We start from the raw sequence: 17,894 nt of genomic DNA on the forward strand, positions 1-17,894 counted from the left end.
CCGCCCTGCCGTCCGGTTTCGGCAATAGTCTGCATTCCCCTGCATCCGGCGCTGGATCGCTCTTGACCTTCCCGCACGGGAGGCAACAAATACGACAGGGCGATGCGCGCGCGATCACATTCGCCATTCCGGCCGAACGGCCGGTCACGAACCCGCCGGCAACAGGCGGGAGCGCCGATCTTCGGTGCAAACAAGGTGAAAGAGCAGAAAGCAGCGCATGAACCCGCAAGTGACACGGCATACCCCCGGACAACTCGATCTTCTGGCCGAAATGGTCGCGGCCTTTCCGGCGCCGACAGAGGGTGGACGGCTTCTCGACATCGGAACCGGCGCAGGCCATGCCGCGCGCGCCTTTCGCGATGCGGGCTGGGAGGTCAGCGCGACCGGCTTCGATATCGAGCGCTATGGCGGGGATGAGGCATCCCTTGGCGCGGGCATCGAATTGCATCAGAATGTCGATATCTGCGACATGGCGCTGTTCCCCGACGGGCATTTCGACATGATCTGGTGCGCGCATGTCCTGGAACATGTGCTTGATACCGGGCGGGCGCTGGCCGAGATCCGGCGCATTCTCAAGCCCGGCGGCCGGCTCTTGATCACTGTCCCGCCCTTCAAGCATGACGTGGTGGGCGGCCATGTCCATGTCGGCTGGAACCTTGGCTACCTGGTCTATGTGCTTGCCGTGGCCGGGTTCGACCTGCGGGCGGGTCGTTTCGTCCATCATGGTTACAACCTGTTCGGCGTGGCCGAGCGCGGCGAGGGGCCGCTGGAGGGGATGCGCTTTTCCAACGGCGATCTGGAAATGCTGCGCGATGCCGGCCGCCTTCCGGAAGGCGTGGATTTCCAGCAGAATTTCCCGGGCAATCTGGAACGTCTGAACTGGCAATGGTCGGTCCCGCCGCAGGAACTGCCTCGCCCGCGCGGTCACCTGCGTCATCCGCCCGAAATCCCCCGGATGCGCATCGGCCTCTTCGTGCCCTGGATCACCAAGGGGCTGGGCGGGACCGAAAATGTTGGTCACCAGATGGCCAATGCCATGGCAGAGCGCGGCCATGAGGTCGTGATTTTCACCTTCGACGATCAGCGCGCCGCGCCGCGCTGGCCCTTGGCGCAGGGCATCCGGCTGGTCCATCTAAGCGAGGACGAGGACGAGCGCGCCGATCAGCAGATGGCGCTGGATGTCGCGGTGCATGGGCTGGACCTGCTGGTCGGGCTGCACATGAACCGGACCTTCACGCGCTACATCCGCTGCGCACGCCGTCTTGGGCTGCCGATCGTCTTGTCCGAACATATCGATCCCCGGATGCCGAACTGGATCGGGCGCTTCGATGCGGACGAGCGCGCCGCGACCTTTTTCGGGGCGACGCTGATCCATGTCCTGACCGACGCCTTTCGCCACACGCTGGGTCCGCTGCATGCCGACCGGGTCCGGGTAGTCCCCAATACCGTTCGCCCTGCCAAGCACCTGGCCGAGCCCGGCGCGGATGTCGCGCTCAAGGTTCTGATGACGGTCAGCCGACTCGTCCCGCGCAAGAATGTCGATGTGCTGATTTCCGCATTTGCCCGGCTTGCCCCGGAATTTCCGGACTGGCGGTTGCGGATCGTCGGCGATGGCCCCGAGGAGGCTTCGCTCAAAGCCCTTGCCCGCACGGCGGGGATTGCGGACCAGGTCGATTTCGCCGGAGAGATCGCCGATCCCTACCCGCTTTTCGAGACGGCGCATCTTTTCGCCCTGCCCTCGACCGTCGAAGGTTTTCCGCTGGTCACATGCGAGGCGATGGCGCATGGCTTGCCCATCGTCGGCTATGCGCTGTGCAACGGGCTGAACCAGCAGGTCGTGCCGGGCGTGAACGGCGTCCTTGCCAAGGGCTGGCAGGACGTCCCGTCGCTGGCCGAGGCCTTGCGCCCCCTGATGCGCGACGCGGCGTTGCGCCGCCAGATGGGCGCGGCCTCTGCGCAGCGTTTTGCGAATACCTACGGCGCAGAGCGTATCCATGACGCCTGGGAGGCGATGTTTGCCGAGGCCGTCGAAATCGGGGCCGATAGCACGCGCCCCAATCAACGCCAGCGCATGATGCTGGCGCTGGACGAACTGGTCTGGGGGCCCCAGCCCCTGGTCGAAAAGAGGATCTTCTGAGGGCCAAATGGACAAGAATAACGAAAAGGCCTTCCTGCGCTTCGCCGAATTCCTTTCGTCTCAGGGTGCGGCCAGCGACCCCGAGCGCGACATCCGCCAGCATATGCTCGCGCTGCGCAACCGACCGCTGGGGATCGGCTATGCCCAGGACAATCTGGCGGGAGGGTTTGCCGCCAATATGGCGCGCCTCTTTCCCAAGGCGGTCTCGTTCGAGGATGGGGCATTTCCCGCCGCGGATGCCTTTTTGCTGTCGGGCACGGTCTATCGGGACTCGCAGCATTCCCACAAGGGCGCGGTCCAGTCGCTGGGGCGGATGCCGTCGGGGCGCGAGACCATCCTCTTCGAGATGGCCTTTCTGGCCTCGTCGCATAGCTGGTCGCATGGCTTCCGCGAGAAAAAGCCGGAAATCGCCTGTCTCGGCTATGTATTCGATGATTTGGCCTATTATTTCATGGCCGATTACCAAAGCCGGATCAATCGCAAGCTGAACAGCGCCGAAGAGATCACCGAAACCGAGCGGCTGCGCGCGCGCGCATTGATCGACCGCATCGTGCGCGAGCGGATCAGCAAATACAATGCCCAGCCAATGTGCGCGCCCGTGGCGGATGAGGGTTATTCCCGCCGCGTTCTGGTCTGCGACCAGTCCTATGGCGATGCCTCGACCGTTTACGGCAAGATGGACGAGGCCGATTACGAGCGCATGCTGCTGGCGGCGATTGCGGAAAACCCGGATGCGGAAATCTGGGTCAAGTCGCATCCCGACACGGCCTGGGAAAAGGACAAGCGCGCGGGCTATTACTCGCATCTGCAATCCTCGGGCCGGGTGCGCATCCTGCGCGAGCCGATGAACCCGTTCCTGCTCTTTGACCTGGTCGATACGGTTTATGTCGGGACCAGCCAGATGGGCCTCGAGGCGCTGCTGGCGGGCAAGAAGGTCGTGACCTTTGGCGCGCCCTTCTACGGAGGCTGGGGACTGACCGAGGATCGCAAGAAGATCCCGCATCGCCATCGCTACCGCGATCTCGAGTCGCTCTTTCACTATTTCTACATCTGGTATTCCATCTATTGCGTGCCAGGCAGGCCGATCCCGAGCCAGATCGAGGATGCGCTGGACCACATCGTCCTGCATCGCCCCTATTCGCTGCCGCCGTCGCCTGCGCCCTCATCCGCGCCGCCAAAGGTCTCGGTGATCCTGCCCGTCCATAATGTCGAAAAATATCTCGAAAAGGCGCTGCGCTCGGCCATGGAGCAAAGCCTGCAGGAAATCGAGATCATCGCGGTCAATGATTGCTCGCCCGACCGCTCGCAGGACATCATCGAAAGGCTCGCCGCCGAGGATCCGCGCATCCGCCCCGTCACGATGAGCCAAAATTCCGGTCAGGGTTTCGCGCGCAACAAGGGAATAGACCTCGCGCGGGGCGAATATCTCTGGTTTCTCGATTCGGACGACTGGTTCACCGACCGCAACTTCCTGCGCGACATCGTGGCGGTCGCGGATGCCAATCAAAGCCAGATGGTCCGGGCAAAGAAATCCGCCGAGGCGGTTTTTGATGTCAATGACAACTTCCTGCACGAGCGCCCCGATCCCGGAGAGGCCTATTTCACGCAGGATATCGGCGTCACGAATTTCGCCGAACATTTCGAATTGTCGCATAACCGGCATTTCTGGACCTGGCTCTACCGTCGCGATTATCTGAACGAGCGCGAGATCCGCTTTACCACCGCGCAGTGGGAAGAGCGGCCGTTCCTGCTCAAGGCGCTGCTCGGGGCCGATCGCCTGAGCCTGACCACGCGCCCCGCCGTCACCTATCGCGTGCGCCGGAACTCGACTGCGCGCCGTGCCAAGACGCCGGCGGATGCGGAAAGCTTCCTGCAGAATTTCGAGACGGTCGGGGACCTTCTTTGCGCCCATGGCGCGGCCGACCGCCAAAGCCCATTGCGACCGCATCTGGACTTCCAGATGACCCAGTATCTGCATTACCTGTTCCTTGGCTTCTGGTATCCGACCCTGCAATCGGCAGGCTCGGCCCCACTGGAAAGCGGCTTGGCGCGCGTCGCCCAAGTGTTGCGGAAATGCGATTTCACCTCGGCGGATGTGTCCAAGGCCCCGCAAGCCCTCTCTTTGCCCCATGTCCGCAATGACGCCTATGGTTTGCTCGCCGCCGCCTTGCGCAGCGGCAGATGGGATCTGATCGACAAGGCGATCGTGTCGCGCCCGGTGGCGCAAAAGGAACTTCACGCGCTTTACCTGACCCCGCCCGAAAGCCCGGAAGCCTCCGATCTACTGCGCGCGCTCAACCTTTATGCGCGCAATCATCTGGTGAAATCGGCAGGGCATGGCGCAGGTCCGGGCGGCAAACTCTCGCGGCCCCGGATCATCCTGCATATCGGCTCGACCAAGACCGGCAGCACGACGCTTCAGAACCTGATGTCCGATCATCGCCCCGAATTGCTGCGCAAGGGGATTTGGTATCCGGAAATCGGCCTCTTCTGGCAAAAGGACCGCCCGCACAAACAGGCCGGACACGCCGAGTTCACGCCTGCGGCGGTCGCGGATCGCGCCGATCTGCGCCATCAGATCGAAGCCGGACTGGCCCATTTGCCGCATGTCCATACCATCGTCCTGTCCTCGGAGGCCTTCTTCCTGAACCGCAACGCGGCGCGGATCGTCGGTTACTTCAAGGACTATCCGGTCGAGATGGTGGCCTATCTGCGGCGTCAGGACGAATGGGCCGGTTCGCAATATGCGGAATTCGTCGCCGGCGGCGCAGTGGGTCGCGTCGAGGAGCCCTTCGCCGCATGGCTCGACCGCGACGAGGTGCGGGCCTGGTTGGATTACGAGGCGCTATACCGGCATTGGCGGCGCGTCTTGCCCGAAGAACGCATTCACATGCGGATCTATGGCGGTCTTGACGCCGAGAAAAACGCCAGTTGGGACGTGCTGCGGGATTTCGCCGAGGTCACTGGGTTGCCCGAGTTGCTGGACTTGCCCGTCCCCGAGAAACACAAGCGCAATGCCGAACGGCTGTCGACGGCCCATGTCGAATTGCTGCGCCGCTATGGCAATGCCGACTTCGCCGACCGCGAGGCCTATTTCCGCTTCATCGAAGAGGTGACGACCGGCCTCAATACCTGGCGCGCGTCGAAAGCCATGCCGATGCCCGGACCGTGGTTTTTGACCGATGAATTGTCGCGGCGGATCATGGCAGCGGCGGAACCTGGGAATGCCGCCCTGGCCGCGCATATTGCCGGGGCGGAAGCCGATCTCTTTCCGCGCCGTGCCGCGCCGCCCGAGCCGACGGGTATCCATGTCGAAGAGCTTGCCTTGATCGATGCGGCCTTTGCTCGGCATCGCAGACCCGAGCGCCGGCGCGCCCATCCCGTTGCAGGCGCAGCGACACAAGCCCGCGACGCCTTCGCACAAGAGGCGAGGCGCGACGGGGAGATCGTGAATTACGGGCTTTTCGGATGGCGCTACTGGCTCTTGACGCCCATGATCGACCATCTGCTCTTCAAGCGCCGCGTCGGGCCGGATCTGCGTGCGCAATATCGCAAGGAACCTGCAGATTTCGCGCGCAAATACTGGTCTACGAACCGCCCCATGATGACGCGCATGTTCTATCCCGAAGGGAACGTCCTCGGTCCGCGAAACATGCTGCGTATCTGGGTACCGCTGCTCGAGCCGTTTTTTGCACGCCGGGGCGGCCGGCGGGCGGTGACGGCTCTGCATGAGGACCCGGTGCGTCTCATGCGTAGTCTCAACCAGCCCTTGAACCGGATCATCGGGCGCATCCTCTTTCCCCTTGGTGAGTTGCGCCCCCGGGCCCGAAAGCCGTGAGCAGCACGTTGCACCCCGATCAGCATGACGGCCCGCGCCCGGATGTGATCTTGGAATTGCCCGAGCCCTGGTTCGCCAATCCCGATGACGGTCACCATCACCGGATGCTCTACACCAGCCTCCTCTCGGCGCTGGCGCGGATCGAGGCGCGCATTCTGCTGCGTCCGCTGGGCTTCGGTATGGATGAGGCACCGCGAGAGGCCGGGCCGGGCCAGTTGGTGATCTCTTATCATTCACGCGGCGAGGGGCCGGGCGTCCTGCGATTCAAGGAAAGCTACATTTCCGGCCATTACAGCATGGACCGGCTGGGCTATGCCGGGTTTTCCGAACTGGCCCGCCACCCCGAACGCTTTCATGCCGAAATCGCTGCTTTCGATCTGCCTCGCGGCCGCGCGTGCGTTTCGAGACTGCAAAGCGATTTCACCCAGCGCAATCTTTCGAAATATCGCCAACCTTCGCGTGATTCCGACGCGCTGCCAGAGCGGTATTTCTTCTTTCCATTGCAGACCGTCGATGACCCGGTTGCCTCTCTGGCCGAGATCGACCAGATCGACGCGCTTGAGGCCGTGCTTCGCCACGCGTCATCGCGCGGCGTCGCGGTCATCGCCAAACGCCATCCGCTCTGTCGCGCCAAAAGGGTCGCCCATCGGCTCACCGGTCTTGCCGCCGAATATCCCTGCCTCCAGATCCGCGACGGCTCGGTGCATCGCTATATCGAGCAAGCCAAGGCGGTCATCGGCTGCAATTCCGGGGTCCTGTTCGAAAGCCTGATCCACGGGCGTCCGGTCGTGACATTCGGCAAGTCGGATTTTCGGGCCTTGACCGTTCCGGCCAGAAATATTGAGGAGATTCCCGCCGCGCTGGATGCCGCCCTGCCGCCCGATGCGGATGCAGTGGCGCGATTTGTCGGCTGGTATCTGAACGCCTATTGCACCCGCGCCGATGATGTCGACCATCTTGAGAAACGGATCCTTGGGGCGCTTTCGGAACTGGGTGCAACCACATTCCGAGCCTCGGCAACGACGCGCCAGATGCGGGCATTCGCCCGGCGCGAAAAGATCCGCCGACGCGAGGCGATCTGGGGCCGCAGCCCCATCATCCGTCTGCTCAGCCGGCTCGTGCCCTGAGGGCGGACCGCCCGCTGTTTCAGCGCCTTGCGAGAAACTCTTCGGCGACGGCCAGCGCTGCGGCAATGCTCATATCCATGTCGAGATAGGCATAGGTCCCAAGCCTGCCCAGAAAGGTCACATGCGTTTCGGCGGCCGCAAGTTGTTCGTAACCGGCCAGCATCCGCTGTTCGGCCGCAAGCCGGATCGGGTAATAGGGCGTGTCCCCGCGCCCCGCCGCGCGGCTGTATTCCCGGTAGCAGACGCTTCCCGAATGGCTTTCCCAAGGCGCGAAATGTTTGTGTTCGGTGATCCGCGTATAGGGCACATCGGCATCGGCATAGTTCATCACCGCGCAGCCCTGATAATCGCCCTGATAGCGGAACTCCTCGAAATCCAGGGTCCGATAGGCCAGATCGCCCAGCCGAAAATCAAAGAATTCGTCCAGTTTTCCGGTCCAGAAAAGATGGTCATAGTCCGAACGCATCTCTGGCCGATACGCTCTTCCAAGCTCGGTCCTGATCCGTGGATGATCCAGAACACCGGCGGTCAAATCCGTATAGCCTTGTCGCGGAATGCCTTGATATTTATGAGCGAAATACCGGTCATTGTAATCGAAGCGCAGCGGAAGCCGCTTCAGCACGCTGGCCGGCAGATCTCGCGCGGCACAGCCCCATTGCTTTTCGGTATACCCCTTGAAGAATGCCTCATAAATTCCGCGTCCAACCAGACTTAGCGCCTGTTCCTCGAAGTTTCCGGGGTTGCCATCGGGGCATTCGGCCAGTTCTGCGCAAAACGCCCGCGCCTCGTCCGGGCGCATGGCCGTGCCAAAGAACTGGTTTATCGTCAGTAGGTTGATCGGCATGGCGTGGACCCGCCCGCTTAGGGTGATCTTGACCCGGTGGTCAAAGGCCATCATCTCGGCAAAGCGGTTCACATAGGTCCAGACCCGCAGGTCGTCGGTATGAAAGATATGCGGGCCATAGCGATGGACCATGATCCCGGTCTCGGGGTCACGTTCGGTATGACAATTTCCCGCAGGATGCGCGCGCTGGTCGATCACATGGCAGGAATATCCTGCCTCAGCCAATTGGCGGGCAATGACGGCACCTGAGAGACCCGCTCCAACCACTAGAATTTTCATGTTATTCCGTCTTTTCTATCGTGCCCGGATCGCATGGACCAAGGGTATCTGGCGCCGCATGACCCATTTCACGCGCTGCGCCGCGCCGGCGCGCGCCACCGGTTCGGGATCTACATTCAGCACCACCGCATCGCGGATATGCAGGCCCGGATAGAGGCTGTGCAGACGCGGCCCGGCCAGATAGGCGGTCAGCAGGCGCTCGGCCAGAAAGCCGGCATAGCGGGCCTGATAGCCGGTCCTGGCCCCGCCCTGCTGCGCCAGTTTCTCATGCACAGCGCCGATCACATCGAAAAGCAGGGTGCTGTAATCCTCGAATACGGGGCGGCGCATGATGAACATATTGCCGATGCGCAAAGCGCTGTCGTCGAGCGCCCGCCGCAGGTCCTCGACGAAATCGGGACGACGCTCGGCCACGACCTGTTCCAAAAGGTTCAGGTCGGCCACGTCATGGCAGCGCGCATATTGGCGCCTCAGGGTAAAGCGCAGCCGGGTCGGCGCGGCGGCGATTATGTCGCAATCCGGCTGATCGAGGAATGTCGCCACACTTCGAGCGTAAGCCGCCGGGTCAAAGCCAAGTTCGTAATGTTCGGGATGGCGCCGCGCGGGCCGCCGCGCCGCAAGATCCAGAAACCGGCGGTAATGCATCAGGCCGAGAAATTCCGCCCCCGGATCATTGCGCCAGATCCAGTAATGCGCCGTGAGTTCGCAATGCGACGGGTTGAGATCCGAGATATGCGCGCCCGTGTCATCGCCGATCATGGCAAGCTTTTGCGCAGCACCGTGCCGACCCACCTGGATCGGCACGAGCCCCTCGCCCGCAACCAGGGGCGCGGGCTTGTGATAGGCCACATAGACCCGACCCTTCCTGCTCTGGCCGGAGTCGTGGCGATGAGATGCGTCCGGATCTTGCATAGGTTTGTCCGTTTGGGTTTTGGCAAGCCTAAGATGCCCCGGCGCGGAGGTCCACTCCCCAAGCCGTCAGGGGTTCACCACAGCCGCGAGGTCGATCGACTGCTCAGGCCCGATTGCCAGTTCGAAAAATGCCCGGTTGCGGGCGATACGCTCGTCCTCCCAGTCCCACCAACGCAGTTCCTGCATCTGGGCGACAACCTCGGGGGTGAAGCGATGGCGCAGGACCTTGGCCGGACAACCCGCCGCAATTGCGAAATCGGGAATGTCACGCGTCACGGTCGCCCCGGCTGCGACAACCGCGCCATGACCGACGCTGACGCCGGAAAGGACATTCACCTTGTCTCCGATCCACAGATTATGACCGATCTGGACAGGCCCCTTGTTCTCGGCCGGATATCGGTCTGAACGGACAGATCAAAGAAACTCAGAAGTTCATTTTCGGAAAACAACATGCTGGTCGTTCAACTCTGCGACACCCTGCCTGACGGTCCGGAGATTGCCACCGATGGGGTCCGATGATCAAGCGCAGCCCCTCATCAGCCACGCGGAAGATCGACCAGCGCGCGGGTCAGCGGGTGCTCTGGATCAAGGAGCCCGTCGATAATGTCGAAGTGATGGCGGTCTGGTTCGACCACGCATTCCGTCGCCGCCCCCAGACCCAGCCAGATATTCGCCAAAAGCGCGTTCTGCCGCCGGAATTCCGAGGTTTCCATACTGCCCGCCCAGCAGCTTAGTCGCGCCCCCTCGATCGGGCGCAAGAGAACGGGGCTTTCACGCTCGGCCTCATCCGCGTCGAGCGACAGGGCCTCGCGGCGCCACGTCCCGCAGAGCGGCCGGAGGTCATGCAATCCCGAGATCGAGACGACCTTGGCGATCCTGCTCTGCACCGCCGGATCCAGCGGCGCATCCCGGCACAGCATCCGGCTCACGAGATGCCCGCCCGCCGAATGCCCGGCAAGGAGGATGGGTCCGGCGATCTGGACTGCGGCGGCTGCGATGGCGGTCCCGATTTCGTGCGTGATCCCGGAAATCCGGTTCTCGGGGCAAAGCGTATATTCCGGCATTGCGACAGCGAAACCATGGGCCAGCGGCCCGGCAGCGAAATGCGACCAGTAACTGCGGTCGAGATGCATCCAGAAACCGCCATGGACATAGACCGCCAAACCACGCGGTTCGCCTGGAGGCAGGAAAAGGTCGTAGCGGTTGCGCGGCCCCACCCCGTAGCTCAGCCCCAGTCGTGCCCGTCCTGCACTTTCGCAGGCGGCCCGGAAGGCGCGGGCGGGCTCGACCCATTGCGCGGGCCAGGTGTCGCCGTTCGGAATGTTCGAACTGTTGTCATAGACGGGGTCCCAGTCATCGATCCGGCGCAGCATGCTTCCTCGGGCTTTGATTGTTCCAGATGGTCGGTCGGTCATAGCGAATTTGGGTTTCGCCCGTAAGGGGTTGAAAGTTCAATGCCGTCTTACAGATGCAGGAAACGCGCTATGGTGGCGGGATCTTCCGTCAGCGCGCTGCTCTCTCCGCTCCAGACCACGCGGCCCTTCTGGATCACGACATGCCGGTCGGCCAGCCTGCTCAGGGCGTCGATATTCTTGTCGATGACCAGAATGGCCACCCCTTCGGATTTAAGCTCACGCAGGCAGGTCCAGATCTCGTCCCGGATGAGTGGCGCGAGGCCCTCGGTCGCCTCGTCCAGCACGAGCAGTTCCGGATTGGTCATCAAGGCGCGCCCGATCGCCAGCATCTGCTGCTCGCCACCCGAAAGCTGGTCGCCCATGTTCCGGCGACGCTCGGCGAGACGGGGAAAAAACCGAAAGATCCGCTCGAGCGTCCATGCGCCGCGCCCCCGCGCGGTCGCGACCAGATTTTCCTCGACCGTCAGAGGCGCAAAGACCTGCCTGCCTTCGGGAACAAGACCCAGCCCCGCGCGGGCGATCACATGGGGCGGCGCGCCGGTCACGGCACGCCCGTCGATCGCGATCTGTCCCGCACTGGGCCGCAGCAGGCCAAAGATTGCCCGAACCGTGGTGGTCTTTCCCATGCCATTGCGGCCCAAGAGCGTCACGACCTCGCCCCGGTCGATCGCGAGGTCGATCCCGAACAGCACGCGGCTGTCGCCATAGCCAGCTTTCAGACCCTCGACGCGCAGCACGGATCCGCCTCCTCTTCGCCCAGATAGGCAGCGCGCACGGCGGGATCGCTGCGCACCCTCGCGGGTGGACCGCTGGCGATCAGACGGCCATTGACCAGGACCGATACCTGATCGGCAAGAGCAAAGACCGCGGCCATGTCATGTTCGATCAGGACCAGGGTCAGCCGGGATTTCAGCCGGCCAAGCAGGGCGATCAGGGCCTCGGCCTCGTCATGTCCCGTTCCGGCCAGAGGCTCGTCCAGCAACAGCAACCTCGGCCCTGTGGCAAGGGCGACGGCCAATTCGAGTTGACGCTTCTCGCCATGGCTCAACTCGGAGGCAAGCCGATTGGCCTGCGCGGCAAGTCCGACCTCTTCGAGACAGGCCAGTGCCGCGTCGTTCAACGCCTTCTCGGCGCGGGCCGCGCGGAAGAAGCGAAAGGACGAACCGCGCCGGGCCTGAACCGCCAGAGCGACATTTTCCAAGGCCGAGAAACCCGGCAGCAAGGTCGTGATCTGAAAGCTGCGCGCCAGCCCCCGATGGACCCTGCCTGCCATGTCCAGCCGGGTGATATCCTCGTCGGCATAGATGATTTGCCCGGCATCCGGGCGGAGCTGTCCGGAAAGCTGCGAGATCAGCGTCGTCTTGCCCGCCCCATTGGGACCAATGACCGCATGTGTGGTGCATTCTTCGATCGAGAGCGAGAGGTCATCGGTCACCCTTAGCCCACCAAAGGACTTGGTCAGGCCGCTGATCGTGAGAAGAGCGCTCATCCCGGCCGTCCCGCCGGCAAGATGCGCCGTATCATTCCGGTGATCCCGCCCGGTGAATACAGCGCGACCAGCACGAGGATCAGGCCAAAGCCCAGTCGCCAATGATGCGAAAACCGGGCCAGCCCTTCCTCGAGCCCGACAATGGCCAGGGCCCCCAGCACCGCGCCGATCAGATTGCCCGCGCCGCCCAGAACCACCATCACGATCAACTCGCCCGAGCGCTGCCAGCTCATATAGGCCGGCGAGACGAAAAGCGCCTGATTGGCCAAAAGCACCCCCGCAACCGAGCAGATCGCGGCCGCGACGACATAGGCCGTCAACTGGAAGGGAAAGGGACGGAATCCCACCGCCTGCATCCGCAGGCTGTTTTCCCGGCAGCCGCGCAGCACGCGGCCGAAACGCGACCGGGTGATGCGATCCAGCCCGATCAGGGCAAGCGTCAGCAGCGCAAGGCTGACGTAGAAAAGTCCCGTACCACTTGCCAGAACGGGCAGGCCGAGCAGGGTTGAATATCCCTTCAGCGCCATGCCGTCATCGCCTCCGAGCGCCGAGAAGGACACGAAGACGAAATAGGCCATCTGCCCGAAGGCGAGGGTGATCATGATGAAATAGACCCCGCGTGTGCGCAGGGAAATCGCACCGGTCGGAAGGGCGAAGAGCGTGGCCGCCAGAGCCGCCGCGAGCATCTGCAGGCCAAGATCCGTGACGCCCATCCCGCCCAGCACGGCCACCGCATAGGCGCCTATGCCAAGATAGGCGGCATGACCAAAGGACACCATCGCCCCAAATCCCAGGATCAGGTCCAATGACAGCGCCGCGAGAGCGAATATGACCATCCGCGTCGCGATGACGGTCAGGAAGGGATCGCCCGCGGCAGAGGCCAAAGGGGGCAGCAAGGTCAAACCAAGGATGACGAGGGGCGCGGCCCCTTTCGCGATGCTCACGCGCCCGTGCTCCGACCGAACAATCCGCTTGGCCGCCAGAACAGCACCCCTGCCATCAAGAGATAGACCAGCATGGGTGCAAGGGTCCGTCCGGCCTGCGCCGCCGCGGCGGGCTCAAGCAATTGCTTCAACAGGATCGGGCCAAAGATCCGGCCCATCGTATCCACGATCCCGACCAACAGCGCCGCTACAAAGGCACCCCGGACCGACCCCACGCCACCGATGACGATCACGACGAATGTGAGGATCAGGATGGAATCGCCCATGCCCGGATCGACCGAGAGAATGGGCGCGACGATGGCTCCCGCAAAGCCCGCAAGCATGGCTCCGACGGCAAAGACGAGCATGAACAAGCGGTTGACATTGACCCCCAGCGCCGAGACCATCGCGGGATTGGCCGCCCCCGCCCTGAGCAGCATCCCGATCCGGGTCCGGGCGATCACGAACCAGAGCATCAGCGCGATCGCGAGCCCCGCCGCGATCACCGCGATGCGGTAGACCGGGTAGCGCAGCGGCCCGACCAGCGGGACCGATCCGGCCAGGGCCTCGGGCAGGGTCACCGACAGAGGCGCCGCGCCCCAAATCAGCTTGACCAGTTCCGACAGGATGAGGACCAGACCGAAAGTGGCCAGAACCTGATCCAGATGGGGGCGGTCATGCAGCTTTCGGAACACGGCAGCCTCGAGCAGCAGGCCGATGCCCAGCATGGCTGGCAGGACAAGGACGAGCGACAGCCAGAAATTGCCCGTCGCCGCGGACAGGGCCGCCATGACATAGCCCCCCACCATGTAAAGAACCCCATGGGCGAGGTTGATGAAGTCCATGATGCCAAAAACAAGCGTCAGCCCTGCCGCAACCAGAAACAGCAGAATGCCGAATTGCAGACCGTTGATGAGTTGCAACAGGATAAGATTGAGCATCAGTTTCCGGCCTGCCGTCTCATTTCATCGGACATGCGCCGACATAGCTGTCCGCCGCCTGAGCAAAGACCTTTTCGACCATCGCGGTATGATAGGTCCCGTCCTGCGCTTTCACGGCCTGGGTCAGATAGAAATCCTGGATCGGGAAATGATTGGCCGAGAAAGAGAACTCTCCGCGCAAACTGGAAAAATCCGCCGCCTTCAACGCGGCTCGCAGGGCCTCACGATCCTCCGTGCCGGATCGACGGACCGCGCTGTCGATCAACATCAGGGCGTCATAGCCCCCCACCGCATAAAGCGAGGGCGCGCGGCCATAGGCGTCGCGATAGGCCTTGACGAAATCCGCATTGCCGGGCGTGTCAAGATCTGGTGCCCAGTTCGATGCGGTGATCTTGCCAAGTGCGGCATCCTGCTGCGCGGGTAAGGTCGTCTCGTCTATGGTAAAGGCCGACAAGAGCGGGATTGTAGAAAGACCGGCCTGATCCCATTGCTTGACCAGGTTGACCCCCATCCCGCCCGGCATGAAGGCATAGACCGCCTCGGGCTGCGCCGCCGCGATCTGCGCCAGCTCGGCCGAAAAATCGAGCTGACCCAAAGGCACGAAAAGTTCGCCCGTAACCTCGCCTTTGTAGATCGACTTGAAACCGTTGAGGCTGTCCTTGCCCGCCTGGTAATTGGGCGCGAGAAGATAGGCGCTGGTCACGTTCTGCCGGTTCAGATGCTCGGCCAAAGCCTGCGGCATCTGGTCATTCTGATAGGACACGACGAAGATATCGGGATTGCAATCCGCCCCGGCGAAATTCGATGGGCCTGCATTTGGTGATACAAGAATTGCGCCCCCCGAGGTCACCGGAGCCGCGATCGCATTCATGATATTTGAAAAGATCGGGCCGATGACGAAATCGACGCCCTGGTTCTCGACCAGTTCCCGCGCCTTCTGTGCGGCAATATCCGGTTTGCCCTCGGCATCGACCACGATCAGTTCGGCGTCGCGTCCCCCGACCTTGCCGCCCAGCACCTTTTCCGCCAGCAGCACCCCGTCGCGCGCATGCTCGCCCAAGACAGCGGGCGGGCCTGAAAGCGTGACCAGCACCCCGATCCTGAGCGCCTCCTCGGCATGGGCGGCAAAGGGTGCCGTCGAGAGCAGAAGGGCGGAAGCAAGTGCCAAGGGACGCATCGGAACTCCTGAGGGCTGGTGCGGCGCGATCATTCGCGCCCCGCACTTCACCGGGTAAGTCCCGATCTGGCAAGAGATAATCGTTCCCCGCCCAAGATCCGGTCAGGTCAGTTGGAAAAGGCCCGGACCAGATCCATCACCGCCAGCAGCTTTTGGCTGCGGTTGTCGACCCGATAGATGGAGTCGGCGTCGCGGTAGTAGGACCAGTTCGAACGCCGTTCGAGATCATATTGCCGGGGATCGCGGATCAGCACGTAATCCCCGATCCGAAGCGGCTGTCCGACGCGCGGCCCGGCGTATTTCTTGGCCTGTCCCGGCGGGATGCAGGCCGGGGATTTCTTTGCCAGGCCAGGAGGGCAACCCGCCGCGACATGGTCCCGGTGATGGCCTTTTTTATCCCATTTCGGATCGGCAGAGGCGATGCCGGCGACCAGCACCGGCAGCATCAGGGCGGTGGCAAAGGGCATAAGACGGGGCATAAGCATGGTCCTTCAATCACGGGAAGGGGAACTATAATCCTGCATTAAACGTCCGGGCTACGGATCAGGATCCCTCGTCACTCCGCTCGGCGATATCCCGCGCAATGGCGCTAGGCCGGGCCAGACCTCGCCCGCCTCACCCATGCGCCGGATCACGCGCTCGAGCGTCTGGGCAAAGAGCCGCCGCGCGCTGGTCTCGGGATCGCCCGCCCGCGTCATCAACCCGACCGCGCCGCGCGTTGCGGCCATGTCGATCGGCAGGCGGACCAGATGGCCCTCGGCCACCTCGCGGGCCACCACCCCCGCCGAGATGAACCAGATTGCGTCACTGTCGCAGGTCCGCGCCCGACCAAAGCCAACCGAGACGCTTTCGATCCGGTCATGCGGCAGCGCGACGCCCTCGGCGATCAGCAAACGGCGCACAGCCGGTCGGATCGCCGCCGATGAGGGCGGATAGATCACCGGCCATTCCGAGATCCGGCGCAATTCAGGTTGTTCTAGAATCGGATGGCCGGGCCGCACGACGATCGCGACCTCTTCCATGTAAAGCTGGGTAAAGCTTAGCCCGCGCATGGTCTCGGGCTCGCCCAGACGGCCGATCACCACGTCCAGTTCGCCATCGTTCAAGAGCCGCGTCAGATGCAGATGCGAACCATCGACAATATTGAGCCGCATCGCCGGCGCGGCCTCGGCGATTTCTTGCGCCACCTGCGGCATCAGTCGCGCGGCGACCGAGGGAAGCGCTCCGATGCGAAACGGCGCGCTGCTCGCGCGGTCAAACGCCCGCAGCCCCGACAGTCCCTGTTCGAGCGCCCCCAGGCTGGCCTGGGCAAAGCTTTGGAACAATTCGCCCTGAGGTGTCAGCGTGACCCCGCCCCTGCCGCGAACCAGCAATTCCGCCCCGACGATCTCTTCGAGTTCCGACAGCGTGCGTGAGATGGCGGGCTGCGTGACATGCAAGGCTTCGGCCGCGCGTTTGAAACTTCGCCGGCGGACGATCTCGACCAGCGCTTGGAGGTGACGGAACTTGATGCGTCGGTCCATTTCATACCAATTCTGATAATCAAACAGAAGAATAGGGCATTTTACTTTTCATGCACCATATGTGATGGTCCCGCTTGAGGAGGAAACACATGCAGAAATTGCGGCCAATCGTCTTTGGCGAGCCGCGTCCCGCCCGGCGGGCGGCTGCCTGTGGACCCACTTCGCCAATCTGCCATGATCGCCCTGCAAGCGGCCCTTGACCGGCCATAGGCGGGCGTCACAAGACAAGGTCAGTAAGGGAGGAATTCACATGAGAAAGATTTTGCTGGCGGGGATCGCGGCTCTATCGGCCACCGGTGCCGCCACGGCCCAGGAGGTCACGCTTCGCGTTCACCATTTCCTGTCCGCCGAAGCGCCGATGCACAAGGGTGTCCTTGAGCCTTGGGAAAAGATGGTCGAGGAGAAATCCGGCGGGCGCATCGACATCCAGCTCTTCCCCTCGATGCAGCTTGGCGGCAAGCCGCCGCAGCTTTTCGATCAGGCGCGCGACGGGATCGTCGATGTGTCCTGGACGCTTCTGGGCTATACGCCGGGCCGTTTCCCGGTTTCGGAAGTGTTCGAGCTGCCCTTCCTGTCGGGAAGCGCCAGCGAAACCACGGCCGCCTTGCAGGATTATCAGGCGAAATACATGGGCGATGAGCTGAAAGAGGTCCGCCCTCTGCTGATCCATGCCCCGGCTGCCTACAAGTTCCACACCAAGGACAAGCCGATTGCCGCAATGGCCGATCTCGGCGGCCTCAAGATCAGGACCCCCTCGCGGACCATGACCGACGGGCTTAGCGCGCTTGGCGCCAATCCGATCGGAATGCCCGTTCCCGAGATCGCTCAGGCGCTGACCACGGGCGTCATCAATGGCGCCGTGATCCCCTGGGAGGTCTTTGGCTCGCTGAGGATCGAAAGCGTGACCAAGGATCACACCGAATTTGGTGCCGAGAATGGCGGGCTTTCGACTTCGGTCATGGCGCTGGTGATGAACCAGGCGAAATATGACGGCCTGCCCGAGGATCTGAAGAAGGTAATCGACGAAACGACCGGTGCGGCACTGGCCGAGATCGCCGGCAAGGCCTTTGACGAGGCCGAGGCCGCCGAGCGCCAGAAGGCGATCGACGCGGGCGGCACCATCAACGTGATCCCCGAGGCCGATCTCGCCGAATGGAAGACGGCGACCCAGCCGGTGACCGATGCCTGGGTCAAGGCAATGAGTGATGCCGGCCATGACGGCCAGGCCATGCTGGACGACGCCCGCGCGATGCTGGCTGCGGCTCAGGGCAAGTGACGGGACGGAGGGC

The 17,894-nt window shown here is 63.0% G+C and carries 15 protein-coding genes; 4 read left to right on the forward strand and 11 right to left on the reverse strand.

The window, feature by feature from the left end; all coding sequences use genetic code 11:
- The first annotated feature begins 229 nt into the window (after positions 1-229).
- The 3 genes from ESZ60_RS14760 to ESZ60_RS14770 are packed head-to-tail and all read left to right on the forward strand — an operon-like array spanning position 230 to position 7,102.
- Positions 230-2,137, forward strand: coding sequence for a glycosyltransferase (locus tag ESZ60_RS14760; protein ID WP_167620171.1), 1,908 nt, complete (start codon positions 230-232; stop codon positions 2,135-2,137).
- Positions 2,138-2,144: 7 nt separating this feature from the next.
- A complete protein-coding gene (locus tag ESZ60_RS14765; RefSeq protein ID WP_134681499.1) occupies positions 2,145-5,975 on the forward strand; it encodes a glycosyltransferase in 3,831 nt (1,276 codons plus the stop codon).
- Entirely contained in the window at positions 5,972-7,102 is a 1,131-nt protein-coding gene (locus ESZ60_RS14770) for a capsular polysaccharide export protein, LipB/KpsS family (RefSeq protein WP_134681500.1), read from the forward strand. The genes ESZ60_RS14765 and ESZ60_RS14770 overlap by 4 nt, the downstream gene beginning before the upstream one ends.
- A gap of 19 nt (positions 7,103-7,121) precedes the next feature.
- Here the strand turns inward: ESZ60_RS14770 and ESZ60_RS14775 are convergent, their stop codons facing one another.
- From ESZ60_RS14775 to pcaQ, 11 genes are all read right to left on the reverse strand, one after another.
- Positions 7,122-8,225, reverse strand: coding sequence for a UDP-galactopyranose/dTDP-fucopyranose mutase family protein (locus tag ESZ60_RS14775; protein ID WP_134681501.1), 1,104 nt, complete (start codon positions 8,223-8,225; stop codon positions 7,122-7,124).
- A 15-nt stretch (positions 8,226-8,240) separates the two neighbouring features.
- The gene (locus ESZ60_RS14780; RefSeq protein ID WP_134681502.1) at positions 8,241-9,137 is read right to left on the reverse strand and encodes a DUF4422 domain-containing protein; all 897 of its coding nucleotides are present in this window, start codon (positions 9,135-9,137) and stop codon (positions 8,241-8,243) included.
- Positions 9,138-9,203: 66 nt separating this feature from the next.
- Positions 9,204-9,503 (reverse strand): LbetaH domain-containing protein, encoded by a 300-nt coding sequence (locus ESZ60_RS14785; protein ID WP_134681503.1) that lies wholly within the window; start codon positions 9,501-9,503, stop codon positions 9,204-9,206.
- 170 nt (positions 9,504-9,673) lie between these two features.
- The gene (locus ESZ60_RS14790) at positions 9,674-10,510 is read right to left on the reverse strand and encodes an alpha/beta hydrolase (RefSeq protein WP_134681504.1); all 837 of its coding nucleotides are present in this window, start codon (positions 10,508-10,510) and stop codon (positions 9,674-9,676) included.
- Between the two features lie 89 nt (positions 10,511-10,599).
- Positions 10,600-11,289 carry an ABC transporter ATP-binding protein gene (locus ESZ60_RS14795; protein WP_134681505.1) on the reverse strand — a complete coding sequence of 230 codons (690 nt, stop codon included), beginning with the start codon at positions 11,287-11,289 and terminating at the stop codon, positions 10,600-10,602.
- Complete coding sequence (locus ESZ60_RS14800; protein ID WP_134681506.1) at positions 11,268-12,041, reverse strand: ABC transporter ATP-binding protein; 774 nt, start codon at positions 12,039-12,041, stop codon at positions 11,268-11,270. Before ESZ60_RS14800 ends, ESZ60_RS14795 begins: the two co-directional genes overlap by 22 nt.
- Positions 12,038-12,985 (reverse strand): branched-chain amino acid ABC transporter permease, encoded by a 948-nt coding sequence (locus ESZ60_RS14805; RefSeq protein ID WP_245155711.1) that lies wholly within the window; start codon positions 12,983-12,985, stop codon positions 12,038-12,040. Before ESZ60_RS14805 ends, ESZ60_RS14800 begins: the two co-directional genes overlap by 4 nt.
- Positions 12,982-13,905 carry a branched-chain amino acid ABC transporter permease gene (locus ESZ60_RS14810; protein WP_134681508.1) on the reverse strand — a complete coding sequence of 308 codons (924 nt, stop codon included), beginning with the start codon at positions 13,903-13,905 and terminating at the stop codon, positions 12,982-12,984. The genes ESZ60_RS14805 and ESZ60_RS14810 overlap by 4 nt, the downstream gene beginning before the upstream one ends.
- A gap of 19 nt (positions 13,906-13,924) precedes the next feature.
- On the reverse strand, positions 13,925-15,082 hold the full coding sequence (locus ESZ60_RS14815; RefSeq protein ID WP_134681509.1) for an ABC transporter substrate-binding protein: 1,158 nt from the start codon (positions 15,080-15,082) through the stop codon (positions 13,925-13,927).
- A gap of 107 nt (positions 15,083-15,189) precedes the next feature.
- Positions 15,190-15,561: a hypothetical protein gene (locus ESZ60_RS21310; protein ID WP_245155712.1), complete on the reverse strand. Its 372-nt coding sequence runs from the start codon at positions 15,559-15,561 to the stop codon at positions 15,190-15,192.
- A 57-nt stretch (positions 15,562-15,618) separates the two neighbouring features.
- Positions 15,619-16,605, reverse strand: coding sequence for a pca operon transcription factor PcaQ (gene pcaQ, locus ESZ60_RS14825; protein ID WP_134681510.1), 987 nt, complete (start codon positions 16,603-16,605; stop codon positions 15,619-15,621).
- Positions 16,606-16,855: 250 nt separating this feature from the next.
- On the opposite strand from pcaQ, the gene ESZ60_RS14830 reads away from it, so the two are divergent.
- A complete protein-coding gene (locus tag ESZ60_RS14830) occupies positions 16,856-17,881 on the forward strand; it encodes a TRAP transporter substrate-binding protein (protein ID WP_134681511.1) in 1,026 nt (341 codons plus the stop codon).
- Positions 17,882-17,894: the final 13 nt, after the last annotated feature.

Source organism: Paracoccus ravus (assembly GCF_004522175.1).
Lineage (GTDB): Bacteria > Pseudomonadota > Alphaproteobacteria > Rhodobacterales > Rhodobacteraceae > Paracoccus > Paracoccus ravus.

What these genes read in the sequence shown, in the direction of transcription:
- ESZ60_RS14765 (WP_134681499.1), top strand. Translation starts at nt 2,145, where the DNA reads ATGGACAAGAATAACGAAAAGGCCTTCCTGCGCTTCGCCGAATTCCTT.
- ESZ60_RS14775 (WP_134681501.1), bottom strand. Translation starts at nt 8,225, where the DNA reads ATGAAAATTCTAGTGGTTGGAGCGGGTCTCTCAGGTGCCGTCATTGCC.
- ESZ60_RS14780 (WP_134681502.1), bottom strand. Translation starts at nt 9,137, where the DNA reads ATGCAAGATCCGGACGCATCTCATCGCCACGACTCCGGCCAGAGCAGG.
- ESZ60_RS14790 (WP_134681504.1), bottom strand. Translation starts at nt 10,510, where the DNA reads ATGCTGCGCCGGATCGATGACTGGGACCCCGTCTATGACAACAGTTCG.
- ESZ60_RS14800 (WP_134681506.1), bottom strand. Translation starts at nt 12,041, where the DNA reads ATGAGCGCTCTTCTCACGATCAGCGGCCTGACCAAGTCCTTTGGTGGG.
- ESZ60_RS14810 (WP_134681508.1), bottom strand. Translation starts at nt 13,905, where the DNA reads ATGCTCAATCTTATCCTGTTGCAACTCATCAACGGTCTGCAATTCGGC.
- ESZ60_RS14815 (WP_134681509.1), bottom strand. Translation starts at nt 15,082, where the DNA reads ATGCGTCCCTTGGCACTTGCTTCCGCCCTTCTGCTCTCGACGGCACCC.
- ESZ60_RS21310 (WP_245155712.1), bottom strand. Translation starts at nt 15,561, where the DNA reads ATGCCCCGTCTTATGCCCTTTGCCACCGCCCTGATGCTGCCGGTGCTG.
- pcaQ (WP_134681510.1), bottom strand. Translation starts at nt 16,605, where the DNA reads ATGGACCGACGCATCAAGTTCCGTCACCTCCAAGCGCTGGTCGAGATC.
- ESZ60_RS14830 (WP_134681511.1), top strand. Translation starts at nt 16,856, where the DNA reads ATGAGAAAGATTTTGCTGGCGGGGATCGCGGCTCTATCGGCCACCGGT.